Raw genomic sequence first — 15390 nt, 5'->3', positions numbered from 1 at the left:
GCCGGTGGCCATGATCGCGCCCAGTTGTCCGGAGGGTTCCAGCACCAGCCGCGAAGGCTCGGTACGGATCAGATCGCCAGGCTGGCCGGGCGGTAGCGGGTCCGGCGGGGTGTAGAAGTCGGCGTACTGCGGTTCGTCACCGCCGTCGGCCCGCGCATTTCCCACTCCCACGAGTGCGCACGCAATTACCAGCAGTACTGCGAAAATTCCCCCGGCCCGATGCATTACGGAACGGTAACAATCACCGGGCCGTCAGCGGAAGAGCAATCTCTAAATTTTTAGAGATTGAATTGTCCGGCGCATGTTTTTGGCCGAAGAATTGCCAGGTGGTGCGGTGGCGCCCGGTGCATGAAGCCGGAATCCGTTGACTAGCAGTCGCTACGGCGTCTTGAGGAAGACGTCGTTGAGCGTGACGGTGCGCAGGTTCCGGTCGCGGATGATGTCGACGAGTTGCGGGTAGACGTGCGTGACCGGCAGATGATTGAGGTGCCCGATCACGATGGCCTGCGGCGTGAAGTACTGATCGGCCATCTGGACGATGTACTCCTCGGTGATCAGCGTCGAGTCCGACAGGGAGCCCGACCACAGCGTGGGGACGTGGTAACCGAGGTCGGCGGCCACCGCGTCGACGGCGGCGTTGCGCTTCGCGTATGGCGGCCGCCAATACGGCTTGGCGCCGATGCCGTACGTCTTCTTCAGGAACGCGTCGTTGCGGGAGAGCTGTTCTGCCACTTGCTCTTTGGTCAGTGTGGTCATGTCAGGGTGTGACCAGGTGTGGTTGCCGAGCTGGATCTGACCGCTGTCGACCAGCGGCCGAAGCAGCCCCAGGTTGTCCGTCCACGAGTCGTAGATCCCGTTCACGAAATAGGTCAGCCGTATGCCGGTGTCCTTCGCGAACTGCGTGTAGGCACGCACCACGTCGCTGTTGACGCCGTCGTCGACGGTCAGCGCCAGCAGGTCACCCTCGCCCGGGAGCTTCATCAGGGCGCCGCCGCCGGGCAGCGGTATGCGGGCGCTGGGCGGCGGGGGCGGTAACAGGGCCCGTGGGGCGGTCGGTCCGGAGGTCGGCACGTCGGCCGCCGGCGTCTGGGCAAAGGTGCGTGGCTGCGGATCGACGATCAGCCGGGCGGCGCCGACGCCGGCGACGACAGACGCGGCGAGCGATCCCAGGAACTGGCGGCGGTTCATGGCTGACAAGCGACGGCGTCGATCAAATGATCACGAGGCGATAAAAATGGTGATTTCGGCGCGAGGATTCGCATCCGGATTGTGGCGCGCTGCGCACCAAGCGGGTCCACGCAGGAACCGCCTTTGATGCAAAACATCGAGGCCACAGCAGCGAACCGTACCATTCGCCGCGCCGAGAAGTCGGCTCCGTTACGGGAGGGTCAGCTGTGAATTTCGCCGACCCCGGCTAATTCACGGTCCGGGCCGGCTGGTGAATCAGTGCGGTTCCCCGGCGGCGCGTTGCGGCAATTGCACCGGTTCGGTGCTTGGTGTGCCCAGCGTCGAGGCCAGCCAGGGCAGTGCCGTGGCAAACGCCTGGGCGGCGAACGGCCAGTCGTGCTTGCCCGGTTGGGTGACCACCGCGCAGGCGATGCCGTGGGCGGTGCCGACGGCGCACAGCGAGTTCGCCGCGGCGTCCTGGCCTTCGGGGTTGGCGGCGGGATCGCTGCTGGACGCGGTGAGCGTGGGGCTGGCTTCCTGCGCGACCGTGCGCGCCTCCGTCGACGAGGGCACGTCGAACCATCCCGACAGGCCTTCGTAGTGGCCGTGCTTCGTCATGACGGTGACCGGGTCGAAGGCGGCCCACGCGTCGTGGTTGCCGCCGAAGAGGCGGGCGACGGTTTGATCTGTGGAGCCGCCGTTGGGCCCACGGTCACCCGCGATGTCCACGAACGCGCTGAACAACTCGGGGTGCATGACGGCCAGGTCCACCGCGCAGGTACCGCCCATCGACCAGCCGGCGACGCCCCAGTTGGCGCGGTCGGCGCTGACGCCGAAGTTCGACACCATGAAGGGCACGATGTCCTTGGTCAGATGATCGGCGGCGTTGCCGCGGGGGCCGTTGACACACTCGGTGTCGTTGTCGAAGGAACCGGTGGGGTCGACGAACACCAGCACCGGGGAAAAGCCGTGGTGGGCGGCCGCGAAGTTGTCGATGGCGGTGAACGCGCCGCCCGGGCCCAGCCAGTCGGCGGGGGTGTTGAAGGCGGAGCTGATCATCATGACCGCCGGCAGCCGCGGCGGCGGATTGCTGTTGAACCAGGCCGGTGGCAGGTAGACGAGCTCTCGGCGGTGGGCGAAGTGCGAGCCAGAGGGGACATTGTCGTCGATGTCGACCGGCACCACCACGCCCTTGGTCGGCCTGGTTCCGGCGATCTGCATCTCGGTCACCCGCAGCCGGTCGATCTGGTCGGGCAGCGGCACCGACGTCAGCTGGTTCCACGCGGCGAGCGCGGTCGGAAAGTAACCGACCCAGCCGTTCAGCGCCATGCCGGCACACAGGACGCACAGCGGTATCGACACCAGCGCCACCCCGCGACGCCACCAGCGGACGCCCCGCCACCCCACCAGGAAGACCGCGGCGGCCAGACCGCTCATCGCGATCCAGAGCCACAGCGTCGTCGGTGCCGGGTCGCCGGCCACCCCGAGCGAAGTGATGTACCACCGCGCCAGCAGGGTCACCGCGACGGCCGCGATCAGCGCGACCGGCAGCACCCGCTTGAGCCAGCTCCCGGCACGCCATTGGATCGCCACGAGCAGCACGAGCAGCGCCAGCCCCTGCACGGCCGGCGGGAACCAGCCATGCAGCAGGGACAGTTGTCCGAAGAACTGCTCCAACGGTCGTGACCTTCGCTAGATCGATCGCTGTGCGGGGGTGCGGTGAATATCCGAGGGCCGGTCGGGGTCATCGAAGACGGCGGCCGGACCAACTATCCCATACGATCGCGATCCGTCAGCCGACCGTTTCAGCGTGTGGGCCGAGCAAGGTCCGCTCGACCCTGCTGCCGCGCTCATGCGTCGTCGACGACGCTGGTGAACGAGCGCAGCCGCAGGCTGTTGCCGACGACGAGAAGGCTGGAGGCGGCCATCGCGGCGCCGGCGAACATCGGGTTGAGCATGCCGAGCGCGGCCAGCGGGATGGCGGCGAGGTTGTACCCGAACGCCCACAGCAGGTTCGTCTTGATCGTGGCCAGCGTCCGCCGGGACAGTCGGATCGCGTCCACAGCGGCCCGCAGGTCGCCGCGGACGACCGTGAGGTCGGCGGCCTGGATCGCGACGTCGGTGCCGGTGCCCATGGCCAGGCCCAGATCGGCGGCGGCCAGCGCCGCGGCGTCGTTGACGCCGTCGCCGACCATGGCGACCACCTTGCCCTCCGATTGGAGGCGTTGCACCGCGGCGACCTTGTCGGCGGGCGTCGCGTCGGCGATGACCTGCGCGATCCCGAGCTCGTCGGCGACGCGGGCGGCGACGCCCGCGTTGTCGCCGGTCAGCAGCACCGGCGTAAGGCCCAGTCGGGTGAACTGTCGGACCGCCTCGGCGCTGGACGGTTTGATCGTGTCGGCGACCACCAGGATGCCGCGGGCCAGGCCGTCCCAGCCGACTACCACGGCGGTCTTGCCTTCCGCCTCGGCGCGGGCCTTGGCCGCCGACAGCGCGGCGTCGAGGTGCATCCCGCGTTCGGTCAGCAAGCGTTCGCGGCCGACGACGACCGCACGCCCGTCGACCGTGCCCTGCACGCCGTCGCCGTCGATCCCGGTGAAGTCGGTGGGAGCGGGCAGCGCGCCGAGTTGGGCCACGGCACCCCGGGCGATGGCCCGCGCGACGGGATGTTCGGAGGCGTCTTCCAGGGCCCCGGCGTAACGCAACAGCGTGCTGCGGTCGGTCTGCGGGCCGGGGATGACGTCGACCAGGGTCATCTTGCCGGTGGTGACGGTGCCGGTCTTGTCGAGCACGATCGTGTCGACGCTGCGCGTGGCCTCGAGCACTTCGGGCCCGTTGATGAGCACGCCGAGCTGGGCGGCGCGTCCGGTGCCGACCAGCAGGGCGGTCGGAGTGGCCAACCCCAGCGCGCATGGGCAGGCGATGATGAGCACCGCGACGGCCGCCGTCAGCGCGGTGGTGAGCGAGAAGCCCGCCGCGAGCCAGCCGGCCAGCGTCGCCACCGCGAGGCCGATGACCACGGGAACGAACACCCCCGAGACGCGGTCGGCGAGGCGCTGCGCCCGGGCCTTGCCGGATTGCGTCCGCTCGACGAGCCTGGCCATCTGCGCGAGCTGGGTGTCGTCCCCGACCCCGGTGGCGCGCACCACGAGCCGGCCGCCGACGTTGACGGTGGCGCCGGTGACCGCGTCGCCCGCACCGACCTCGACCGGGACGGACTCGCCGGTCAGCATGGCGACGTCGACGGCCGAGGAACCCGCGACGACGATCCCGTCGGTGGCGATCCGTTCCCCGGGACGCACGACGAACTCGTCGCCGACCGCGAGGTGCTCGATCGGGATGCGGGTCTCGGCACCGTCGCGTAGCACCGCGACGTCCTTGGCGCCCAGTGTCAGCAGCTCGCGCAGCGCGGAGCCGGCCGCCCGCTTGGACCGCTTCTCGAAATACCGGCCGGCGAGCACGAACAACGTCACACCCGCGGCGACCTCGAAGTAGACGTGGCACGGGGCGCCGTCGCGCCCGACGGTCAGCTCGAAGTCATGTTGCATACCCGGTTGGTCGGCGGCCCCGAGAAACAGGGCGTAGATCGACCACAGGAATGCCGCCAGGGTGCCGAGCGAGACCAGCGTGTCCATGGTGGCGACGCCGTGCTTGAGGTTGGTCCAGGCGGCCCCGTGGAAGGGCCGGCCGCACCAGACGACGACCGGTGTGGTCAGGGCCAGCGAAACCCAGTGCCAGTGCGGGAAATCCCACGCGGGCACCATGGCCATGGCGATGACGGGCCCGGCCAGCACGATCGCGGTGGCCAGCCGCCGGCGCAGCGAGGCCAGCTCCCGGTCATCGGGTGTCGAGCCTCGCGGCAGGGCGGCGGCGTACCCGGCTTTTTCGATCTCGCCGATGAGAATCCGCGGGTCGTAACCGGCGGGGGCCGTGACGGCGGCCTTCTCGGTGGCGTAGTTGACGGTCGCTGCGACGCCGTCGAGCTTGTTGAGCTTCTTCTCGATCCGGGCCGCGCACGAGGCGCAGGTCATCCCGGTGATCTCCAGCTCGATGCGGGACGGGGTGGTTGCGGCGGTGCGATTGATCTGTCGTGGGGGCGTGCTCATGCGACCAGGACGGCCTCATAGCCGGCCTCGTCGACCGCGCCGAGGACGGCATCCGCGTCGATGGGCCGTGCGCTGGTGACGACGAGCCGGCCCGTGGCGGCGCTGACCGCCACCTCCTGCACGCCGGGAATCTGGGCCACCTCGCTCTGGACGGCGGCCTCGCAGTGCCCACAGCTCATCCCGCTCACCCGATATTCGCTGGTGGGCATGCCGCTCCTTCTTCGCTTCCCCGGCAGGTCTGGACCCCTCCATTCTGCCTGCACGGCCCGGCGGGCTATTGGCGCAGGTGGGATCGGCTGCCGGGATTAGGCTGCCGGGTAGCGGAAGGAGACATCATGACCGTCACTGTCGTCGACCGGGGTCCCCGCCAGGTGAGCCGCAGGGTCGACGTTGCCGCCCCGGCCGCGGAACTGTACGCCTTGGTCGCCGATCCCCGCCGGCACCACGAACTGGACGGATCGGGCACCGTCCGCGACAACATCACCGTGCCACCGCAACTCGTTGCGGGCTCGAAGTTTTCGACGCGCATGAAGATGTTCGGCATTCCCTACCGCATCACCAGCACGATCACCGCGTTGATGCCGAACGAACTGGTCGAATGGCGCCATCCGCTGGGTCACCGCTGGCGGTGGGAGTTCGAGGCGGTGTCGCCGACCCAGACCACGGTCACCGAGACCTTCGACTACCGCGACGCCGGTGCGCTCAAGAACAAGCTGAAGTACTACGAGCGGATGGGTTTCGCCAAGGCGAACGCCTCGGGCATCGAAGCGACGCTGAGCAAACTGCGTGACCGTTACGCCGGGTGATCAGCCGGCCGCCGGATCGGCTGCGTCCCAGGGCATCACACCCGACACCCAGTGGCTGAGTTCCTTGGCCTGGTCGTTGCGGTGCAGATGCCGCGGCGGCGTCGCAAAGGTGGAGTACGGCCGGCAGCGAATGACCACCCGATTCTCGCGTTCACACATCTCCCGGATGTGCGGCCGCGCCTCGTCGCCCAGTGGTTGACCCGACATCCGACCGCCGACCGCCATCATCACGTCGACCGCCAGATCCCCGTCCTGGTCGAGGGTCGCGTCGGCATAGACCTGCAAATAGGCGAAGGGCCACCGCTCGTCGAGCACGCACAGGCTGACCTTGCCGTCACGTTCGACGATGCGGGCCTTTCCGCGACCGGCCATGGTGGAGACGAGCAATTCGTCGGTATCGGTGGGGATGTAGTACACGATCGACATGCCCGGGCCGTCGTTGCGACGACGGTAGCCGAAGACACAGGTGCGATGCGTGCGGACGAACTCGCGTCGCTCGGAGGGCAGCATGTCACGGTCGGTGGGCGCGGTGAAGGGTTCTGCCGCCAGGGGGAGGAGCATCGCGAGTATTCCTTGCTGTCAAGGCGCTTGAATCATGGGCGTAATTATGGATACAGTGTCTCCATAATACGTCGGGCTGTCAAGGGTCAGGAGAGCCACCTTGCGTGATGTGGACGACACCGACCGGCCACGCCGTTCTCGCGGTCGCCCGGCGCTACCGATGGAGCGCATCCTGGGCGCGGCCGTCGAGCTCGTCGACGAGCAGGGTCCCGAGGCGTTGTCGATGCGGTCGCTGTCGCAGCGCCTGGAATCGGGCACCGCCACGTTGTACCGCCACTTCTCCAACCGGTCCGAATTGGTGTCACTGGTGATCGACCAAATTCTCGGCGAGGTCGATTTCGCCCCGGACGAGCTCGCCGCGATGCCGTGGCAGCAGGCGTGTATCTCGTTCGCGCAGCACATGTTTGATGCGCTGAGCCGGCATGGCAATATCGCGCCCCTGTTGGTCGAGTACACCCCGATCGGGCCGAACGCGTTGGCAAATCGCGAGCGGTGCCTGGCCGTTCTCCTCGGCAACGGTTTTTCACCGGCGGTCGCCGCCCACGCGTATGCGACGCTGGCGCGCTATGTCCTGGGCTTTGCGCTACAACTTGCGGGCGCGACGGCCGACGGTGCTCAGCGGGACGCCGAACTCTCGGCGGCGTTTCACCGGCTCGATCCGTCCCGCTTTCCCGCGACGGTGACCGTCGCCGACGACCTGCCCGTCCCCTTGGCCGACGAGTTTGCGTTCGGGTTGCGGCTCATCGTCGCCGGGCTCGAGCGGTTGCCGAAGTGAACGCAACCGTGCCCTGAACCGTGTGTCGGAGGAACGCCCTCGCATTGAGCCGAAAGGACTTCGCCCGATGATCGACCAAACCTTCGCGCCGGCCGCGGCGCCGGCATTGACCCGGTGGGGCCAACTCGTCAGCCGGTACGGCCTGGTGCTTGTTTTGGTGTGGATCGGCTTCGGCAAGTACGTGAAGATGGAGGCCCGGGTGCTGATTCAGCACAGCCCGCTGATGAGCTGGGTCTATGACGTATTCAGCGTCACCTTCGTCGCGTATGCCCTCGGCACGATGGAAATCGTTGCCGCCCTGCTCATTGCGGTGCAACCGCTATGGCCGCGGGTTTCGGCGGCCGGCAGCGCCCTGGCGGTGGTGCTGTTCTTGGGCACGTTGAGTTTCCTCTTCACCACGCCGGGCGTGGTCATGACGTACGCCCACGGCGTTCCGGTGCTCTCGGCGCTGCCCGGCCAGTTTCTGCTCAAGGATCTGGTCTTGATCGGGGTGGCGCTGTGGACGCTGGGCGACTCACTGGCGGCGGCAATCGCCGCGGGCAAGGAGCGCGGCCCTCGGTAGCACCGCGGCTGCCCGCTCGTCGGCGGCTGGAGCCGCCCCAGTCATTGTGTCGCGCAACGCCTTAAGGCCAGGCCCCGTCGGGGGTTGCCGCGGCGCGCCCTTGATATGGCGAAGCGATCGATTATAGGGTCGAGGCCACGGAGAGGAATCCCAGGCCGTGACCGAAACCGTTCGCCAGGCGCTAGACGTCGACGCGCTGCGGCGCAAGTACGCCGAAGAGCGTGCGCGCCGGTTACGCGCGGATGGCATCGCGCAGTACGTCGAGGTGGCCGGCCCGTTCGCCCGATTTGCCGAAGACCCCTGGGTGAACGACGACTTCGTCCGTGAACCGCTCGCCGACGAGGTCGACGTCGCCATCATCGGCGCGGGATTCGGCGGGCTGTTGACCGGCGTTCGGCTACGCCAGCTCGGCGTCGAAAGCGTGCGGCTCATCGACAGGGCGGCCGACGTGGGCGGCACCTGGTACTGGAACCGCTATCCCGGAATCGCTTGCGACGTCGAGTCATACGTGTACATGCCGCTGCTCGAGGAGCTCGGCTACACGCCGACCGAAAAATACGCCAAGGGCCCCGAGATCTTCGCCCATTGCCGCCGCATCGCCAAACACTACGACCTCTACCGCGACGCCTGCCTACGTACCGACGTGCGGGAAATCCACTGGGACGCGGCGAGATCGCGCTGGATCATCCGTACCGACCGTGGCGACGAGATGCGGGCCAGGTTCGTCTCCATGGCCAACGGGTATCAGGCCAAGCCCAAGTTACCGGGCATCGAAGGACTGGGCGCCTTCGGCGGTCATGCGTTCCACACCAGTCGTTGGGACTACGCCTACACCGGGGACCGACTGCAGCATCTGGCCGACAAGCGCGTCGGCATCATCGGAACCGGCGCCACCGCGATCCAGTGCATACCGCACCTCGGCGCGGCCGCCCGCCGGCTCTACGTCTTTCAGCGCACCCCGTCCTCGGTAGATGTCCGCGCCAATCGCGCGACCGATCCCCAGTGGGCCAACGCATTACGGCCCGGCTGGCAGCACGAGCGGATACAGAACTTCCAAATCCTCACCGCCGGAGGACAAGCCGACCAGGATATGGTCGCCGATGCCTGGACGAGCATCACCCGTAAGCTGCCCGTCATGCGTCACGACGGGGACGGCCTCGCCGATCCCGGACAACGCGGCCGCGACATCGAGCTGGCCGACTTCGCCAAGATGGACGAGATCCGGGCGCGCGTCGATGCGATCGTGACCGATCCTGCGACCGCCGAAGCGCTCAAACCGTGGTACGGCTACTTCTGCAAAAGGCCCTGCTTTCACGATGAGTATCTGCAGACCTTCAACCGGGACAACGTCACCCTGGTGGACACCCGGGGTCGCGGCGTGCAGCGCATCACCGAGACCGGCGTGGTGGTCGACGGTGTCGTCTACGAACTCGACTGTCTTATCTTCGCAACGGGTTTCGAGGTCGGCACCGACTATTGCCGCCGCACCGGGTTCGAGCTGATCGGCCGTGACGGCGTGACACTGACCGAGCACTGGGCCGACGGCGTGCGGACCTTCCAGGGCCTGTGCACGACCGGCTTCCCGAACTGCTTCATCGAAAGCATCGCCCAGGCCGGTCTGACGGTGAACTTCCCGTACCTGCTCGACGTGCAGGCCGGCCACGTCGCGTGGATCATTGCCACCGCGCTCGCCGAGGGGATCACCGAAATCGAGGCCGCGCCATCCTCCGAGGCCGCCTGGGTCGACACCGTGGTGTCCCGGTCGGTCGCCAGTGCCGAGCGGGCCAAGGTGTGCACGCCCGGCTACTACAACCGGGAGGGCAAGGCCGACGCCAAGACTCGGCAGGGCAGCTTCTTCTTCGGCGGACCCACCGAGTACGCCGACATCCTGCAGCGGTGGCGCGCCGACGGTGGCCTGGACGGAATGCTGACCCGCCGCGCGGGGGACCGGCCGTGACGAGCCGAAAAGCGCGCTCCCTCTACGCTATTGGGCGACTGCGCGCGGCGACCCGGCGCCGCCGTGGACCGAAGGTGGTGATCATCGGAGCGGGCTTCGGCGGCCTGGGCGCCGCCGTCGCGCTGCGCCGCGCGGGCATCGATGACCTGGTGATCGTCGAGGCGGCCGACGGCGTCGGCGGCACCTGGCGACGCAACACCTATCCCGGGGCCGCCTGCGACATCCAAAGCCACCTGTACTCGTTCTCCTTCGCCCCCAACGCGTCCTGGAGCCGCACCTACGCGCGCCAGCCCGAGATACTGGCCTACCTCGAATCGGTGGCCGACGATTTCGACCTGCGCCGCCAGCTCATGCTCGACACCACGGTGCGCTCCCTGCACTGGCACCCGCACACCGGCGGGTGGGATTGCCGGCTGGAGCGCGGCGGGCGCTCGACCACACTGACCGCCGACGTCGTCGTGTGCGCGATTGGGTTGTTCGGTTCTGCCAACCGCCCTGACATCGACGGCCTGGGCGACTTCACCGGCCCGGTGCTGCACACCGCGCAGTGGGACCACGACCTCGATCTGGCCGGCCGCCGCGTCGCGGTGATCGGCACCGGCGCCAGCGGGGTGCAGGTCGTCCCCGAACTCGCCAAGACCGCCGGGCGCGTCACGGTCTTCCAGCGCACCCCACCCTGGATGGTGCCCAAGGATGATCGTCCTTACACCGCAACCGAATTGGCCCGCTTCCGGCGCAGCCCGCTCGCGCTGCGCCGCACCCGCTGGCAGATCTGGAAGTTCCAGCACGACAACACCGCGACTTTCGCCGAGGACCCCGTGGTGACCGCGCGCGCCCAGATCGCGACGTCGTTTCTCGAGCGCACCGTCGATGACGAGCCGCTGCGCCGGGCGCTGACTCCGGACTATCCGTTCCGCTGTAAACGGGTGTTGCTGGGCGACGACTATTACCGGGCGTTGCAGCGCGACAACGTCGAGCTGGTCACCGACCCCATCGCCCGCGTCGGCCCAGCATCGGTGACGACGGCGACGGGTGGGGAAGTGGGCGTCGACGCCATTGTGCTGGCGACCGGCTTCGAGACCTCCCGCTACCTCTGCGGCATCGACGTCGTGGGCGCCGGCGGCCGCCGGCTGCACGAACACTGGGGCGACGACCCATCCGCCTACCTGGGGGTCGCGGTAAGCGGATTCCCCAACTTCTTCATGCTCTACGGCCCCAACACCAACCAGGGCGGCAACTCCATCGTCTACATCCTCGAAGCCGGGGCGCGGCTGGTCGCCAGCGCGGTGAGCCGCCTGGCGCGCCGCGGCGGATATCTCGACGTGCACCCGGAGGCCGAAAAGCGGTACAACGACACACTTTCCGCGGACCTGGAGCGCACCATCTGGACGCGGTGCGACAGCTACTTCCGGTCGCCGACCGGGCGCATCGTCACCCAATGGCCGTACACCGAACTGGACTACGCCCGCCGGACGTGGCGGCTGCGGCCAGGGGAGTGGATCCATGGCCGGGTTGGCGAGGATGCCGGTGTATCCAGCGCCGGGGTCGGCGCGCGGGGCTAACCGCCCGGACCCATTCGGTGCCGCGTAATGACCCAAACACGGTGGGGGTATTTATCTTCAGGCTGATTCTCAAGGCTGCCGCCCGGTGGCCCGATCGTTAACATTCGTAAAAATGTGCGGTGCCACACGGGGCTGTTTGGCACATCATCATGGTCGGTGGTGGAAGGTGTGGTTGACGTGGTGAAACTGCTGCCACCCGATACGGCCCGCCGGCCGCTGCGGCTTCCCTGGCTGAGCCTTCTGGGCGTTCTCGCCATCGTCGTCGCCACGACCGCGATCGTGCTGAAGAACCTCCCTGCGGGTGGTTCGAACGAGATCCTCAACGTGTCCTACGACCCGACGCGCGAATTGTATGCGGCGCTGGACAAGCGATTCGTCGCGGACTACCACGCGCACAACGGAACAACGCTGAGCATCAAGGAGTCTCACGGCGGCTCGGGGCGTCAGCTTCGCACCGTGCTCGATGGCAGTCAAAAAGCCAGCGTGGTGTCCCTGGCGTTGATCAGCGACATCGACACGCTCAGCAAGCGGGGCCTGATCGCCGGCAACTGGCAACAGCGGCTACCGAATGCCTCGGTGCCCTACACGTCGACCGTCGTCTTCGTCGTCCGCAAGGGCAATCCCAAGGGGATCCACGACTGGCCCGATCTGATCAATCCCGAGGTGGCCGTGGTGTCCCCGAATCCGCGGACGTCCGGCAACGGTCAACTGAGCGTGTTGGCGGCCTGGGGTGCGGTCACCACCCGCGGTGGCACCCCGGCGCAGGCGACCGCATACGTGAAGTCGCTACTGCAACACGTCGCGGTTTCCGACGCCGGTGCCCGCAGCGCCGGAGACAGCTTCGCGCTGGCCAAGATCGGCGATGTCCAGCTGACGTGGGAGAACGAGGCGCTGCGCGAGGTGGCGGCGAACAAGGACGAGCTGGAGCTCGTCTATCCGCCGGTCAGCATCCTCGCTCAGCCCGCGGTGGCCTGGGTCGACGCGAACGTGACCGATCCCGCGACGGCGGCCCACGCGAAGGCGTACCTCGAATACCTGTTCACCGACGCCGCTCAGGAACTGGTGGCGCAATACGGCTACCGGCCCTTCAAGCCGGCCATCCTGGCCAAGCATGCCGACCGGCTGCGCCCGCTGACCCTGTTCCCGGTCAGCGCCATCGCCAAGGACTGGAGCGACGCCCGGGAACAGTTCTTCGGCACCAACGGAATCCTGGACACGATCTCGGCGCCCGCCGCGGCGTCGGGTGCTTAGCGGAAAGACGTCGACATCGTGGGTGTGCGTGTGAATTACGACCTGGTGAAGGGTCGGCATGATGTGATCGCCGGGCTGACCGTCGCCGCCATATCGTTTCCCCAGGCGATGGCCTACGCCCTGATCGCCGGGGTGGACCCGAGATTCGGCGTGTACTCGGCGATCGTCGTGACCATCGTCGCCTCGATCTTCGGGTCGTCCTCGCATTTGATCAACGGGCCGACGAGCGCCATCTCGCTGCTGGTGTTCACGGCGCTGGCCTTCATCGACTCGGAGAACTCCAAGGAGCTCTTCGAGGCGCTTTTCCTGCTGGCCGTGTTGGTGGGCGCGTTCCAGATCGTGATCAGCCTGTTCAAGCTCGGCAACCTCACCCGCTACATTTCCGAGTCAGTCATCATCGGCTTCATGGCGGCCGCGGCGTTCCTGCTCGCCATCGGGCAGCTGGGCAACGCGCTGGGTGTGCGCGACAAGGGCAACGGCCACATGCAGGTCTTGCGCCGCGTCTGGCTCACGCTCACCCACGGCGATCACATCAATTACCGCGCACTCACTTTGAGCGCGTCGGCGGTGGTGCTGGCCGTCGTCCTGCGCAAGCTGGTGCAACGCTACGGCTGGCCGCAGGTCGACATGCTCGCGGTGCTCGTCATCACCGCGCTGATCGCCTACCTCGCCGGGTGGTCGACGCCGGGCGCGGGCGGCCATACCGCGGTGTCGGTGGCCGCCAAGATCCCGCGCAGCCTGCCCGGGCCGCATGTCCCCGACGTCCACACGGAGTGGCTGCCGCATCTGTCGACCGGCGCGCTGGCCATCGCCTTCGTCGGCATCATCGAGGCGCTGTCAATCGCCAAAGCCATTGCCTACCAGACACAACAGAAGATCGACTACAACCGTCAGATCATGGCCGAAGGCCTGGCCAACCTGACCGGCGGCTTCTTCCAAAGCCTGCCCGGTTCCGGCTCGCTGTCGAGGTCGGCGATCAACTTCCAGTCCGGCGCCGCGACGAGATTCTCCGGAATCGTCTCGGCCGCAACGGTTGCCGCGGCACTGCTGCTGTTCGCCCCGCTGCTGCGCTACGTTCCGCAGCCGGCGCTGGCCGGGCTGTTGCTGGTGACCGCCGCCCGCCTGGTCGATTTCAAGCGCCTGATCTACACGCTCAAGGCGTCCCGCTATGACGCCGGGCTGGTGATCGTCACGGCCTTCACCGGTATCGCCGTCGACCTCGACAAGTCGGTGCTGCTCGGGGTGATCCTGTCGATCCTGCTGTTCGTACCGCGGGCGGCCAAGCTGAAGTCCAAGGAACTCGTCGTCACACCCGAACGCGTTGTCCGCGAGCGCATTCCGGGCGACTCGCCGGATCCCTCGATCGTCATCTACGACCTCGAAGGCGAGTTGTTCTTCGGGGCGGCACCCGAACTCGACCGCTACCTGTCGGCGATCAATCAGCGAATCACCGACGGCGGCATCGCGTTCGTGGTCCTGCGGCTCAAGCGGGTGCGCCACCCGGACGTGGTCTGCATCGAGCGCATCGAGCACTTCCTGCGTGAGGTGACCGAGCGCGGCGTCACCGTCCTACTGGCCGGGGTGCGCGACGATACGCTCGGCGTCTTGAACAACGTGGGCTTCAAGAGCTGGTTCCCGGCCGAGCAGGTCTTCCCCGAAGAAGACGAGGAATTCTCGGCCACCCTCAAGGCGGTGCGCTACGCCCACAACAGGCTGGCGGAACTGAAGGTCAAGGAGCCCTTCACCAGCGCGCCCGAACTCGCCCCGCACTCCGAGCTGTACTACCTGGTCTAGCCGCCGGCGGTCACCCGGGCCCGTTCGGTCATCGAGGCGATGACCCCGCCGTCGTTGAGGATGTCGGTGCCGGTGAGGTATCCGGCCTTGTCACTGGCGCAGAAGGCGAGGAGCTCGGCCATCTCCTCCGGCTTACCCCACCGCGGGACCGCGGCGTTGGCGACCATCGCGCCGGCGCCGGCCTGCTCCTCGAGCCTGCCCATCTCGGTGTCGATGGAACCCGGCGACACCGACACGATGCGCAGTCCGCGGGTGTTGAAGCGCTCCGCCTGCGACTGGCTGTACCACTTCACGAAGCTCTTGCTGATGGCGTATGCCAGACCCGAACGCGCGTCTTCGGGGGCGATCTCGCATGCCGCGAGCATGGCGGCCATAAAGGCGTCCAGGTCATCCAGCGCCCGCGGAAACTGGTCTGCCGGAACGATCTCCGCGGGCAACATGTGCGCCGCCATCGATGCCACGTTGACGATCACGGCGCCCTCGTCGGCGACCGAGAAGAACTCCTCGTTCACGTTGGCGGTGCCGACGGCGTTGGTGCGCATGACGTAGTCGGCGGCGCCCATGCTGGGGCTGACCCCCGCGGTATGGATGACGGAGACCACCGGACCCAGACCCCCGGCGGTCTTGAGCAGATCCGCGACCGCCTGTCGGTCGGTGACATCGCAATCGACCACCGTGGGGGTGATCCCGATGTCCTGCAGCGTCGCGGCCGCGGCCGCGAGCCGGTCCTGCCTGACATCACACAGCACCAGGGTGTGGTCGCGCCCGACGATTTTCGCCGTGGCCTGCCCCATGCCACCCGCGCCGCCTGTGATCACCGACACTCGATTCATACCTGGACCGTATACG

General features: G+C 67.7%; 13 protein-coding genes and 1 pseudogene. 7 read left to right on the top strand and 7 right to left on the bottom strand.

What is annotated here, in order from left to right:
- The 5 genes and pseudogenes from A5659_RS27640 to A5659_RS08135 form a co-directional block, all read right to left on the bottom strand.
- Positions 1-225, bottom strand: a pseudogene (locus tag A5659_RS27640) (triacylglycerol lipase); the annotation flags it as partial.
- A 153-nt stretch (positions 226-378) separates the two neighbouring features.
- Positions 379-1188, bottom strand: coding sequence for a polysaccharide deacetylase family protein (locus A5659_RS08150; RefSeq protein ID WP_067180300.1), 810 nt, complete (start codon positions 1186-1188; stop codon positions 379-381).
- A 255-nt stretch (positions 1189-1443) separates the two neighbouring features.
- The gene (locus A5659_RS08145; RefSeq protein ID WP_067180296.1) at positions 1444-2844 is read right to left on the bottom strand and encodes an alpha/beta hydrolase-fold protein; all 1401 of its coding nucleotides are present in this window, start codon (positions 2842-2844) and stop codon (positions 1444-1446) included.
- Positions 2845-3017: 173 nt separating this feature from the next.
- A complete protein-coding gene (locus tag A5659_RS08140; RefSeq protein ID WP_067180292.1) occupies positions 3018-5273 on the bottom strand; it encodes a cation-translocating P-type ATPase in 2256 nt (751 codons plus the stop codon).
- Positions 5270-5482, bottom strand: coding sequence for a heavy-metal-associated domain-containing protein (locus A5659_RS08135; RefSeq protein ID WP_066878453.1), 213 nt, complete (start codon positions 5480-5482; stop codon positions 5270-5272). The genes A5659_RS08140 and A5659_RS08135 overlap by 4 nt, the downstream gene beginning before the upstream one ends.
- Before the next feature lie 126 nt (positions 5483-5608).
- On the opposite strand from A5659_RS08135, the gene A5659_RS08130 reads away from it, so the two are divergent.
- A complete protein-coding gene (locus tag A5659_RS08130; protein WP_067180289.1) occupies positions 5609-6079 on the top strand; it encodes an SRPBCC family protein in 471 nt (156 codons plus the stop codon).
- Here the strand turns inward: A5659_RS08130 and A5659_RS08125 are convergent, their stop codons facing one another.
- On the bottom strand, positions 6080-6640 hold the full coding sequence (locus A5659_RS08125) for a pyridoxamine 5'-phosphate oxidase family protein (RefSeq protein WP_067025508.1): 561 nt from the start codon (positions 6638-6640) through the stop codon (positions 6080-6082).
- 160 nt (positions 6641-6800) lie between these two features.
- Between A5659_RS08125 and A5659_RS08120 the strand changes: the two genes are divergently transcribed.
- The 6 genes from A5659_RS08120 (at position 6801) to A5659_RS08095 (ending at position 14541) form a co-directional block, all read left to right on the top strand.
- Positions 6801-7415, top strand: a complete 615-nt coding sequence (locus A5659_RS08120; RefSeq protein ID WP_066869968.1) for a TetR/AcrR family transcriptional regulator — start codon at positions 6801-6803, stop codon at positions 7413-7415.
- A 67-nt stretch (positions 7416-7482) separates the two neighbouring features.
- The gene (locus A5659_RS08115) at positions 7483-7977 is read left to right on the top strand and encodes a DUF417 family protein (RefSeq protein WP_066869971.1); all 495 of its coding nucleotides are present in this window, start codon (positions 7483-7485) and stop codon (positions 7975-7977) included.
- Between the two features lie 157 nt (positions 7978-8134).
- A complete protein-coding gene (locus tag A5659_RS08110) occupies positions 8135-9934 on the top strand; it encodes an NAD(P)/FAD-dependent oxidoreductase (RefSeq protein WP_067025509.1) in 1800 nt (599 codons plus the stop codon).
- Positions 9931-11496, top strand: coding sequence for an NAD(P)/FAD-dependent oxidoreductase (locus tag A5659_RS08105; protein WP_067025510.1), 1566 nt, complete (start codon positions 9931-9933; stop codon positions 11494-11496). The genes A5659_RS08110 and A5659_RS08105 overlap by 4 nt, the downstream gene beginning before the upstream one ends.
- A gap of 177 nt (positions 11497-11673) precedes the next feature.
- Positions 11674-12747, top strand: a complete 1074-nt coding sequence (locus A5659_RS08100) for a sulfate ABC transporter substrate-binding protein (RefSeq protein ID WP_066877131.1) — start codon at positions 11674-11676, stop codon at positions 12745-12747.
- Between the two features lie 24 nt (positions 12748-12771).
- Positions 12772-14541 (top strand): SulP family inorganic anion transporter, encoded by a 1770-nt coding sequence (locus A5659_RS08095; protein ID WP_231997775.1) that lies wholly within the window; start codon positions 12772-12774, stop codon positions 14539-14541.
- On the opposite strand, the gene A5659_RS08090 is transcribed toward A5659_RS08095, so the two are convergent.
- Complete coding sequence (locus tag A5659_RS08090) at positions 14538-15374, bottom strand: SDR family oxidoreductase (protein WP_082975976.1); 837 nt, start codon at positions 15372-15374, stop codon at positions 14538-14540. The two genes, A5659_RS08095 and A5659_RS08090, sit on opposite strands and share 4 nt — an antisense overlap.
- Between the last annotated feature and the right edge of the window lie 16 nt (positions 15375-15390).

This window comes from Mycobacterium sp. 1165196.3, from assembly GCF_001673415.1.
In the GTDB taxonomy this organism is placed as follows: domain Bacteria; phylum Actinomycetota; class Actinomycetes; order Mycobacteriales; family Mycobacteriaceae; genus Mycobacterium; species Mycobacterium europaeum_A.
Note: the sequence above shows the minus strand (reverse complement) of the source record. Positions and strands in the feature narration are given on the sequence as shown.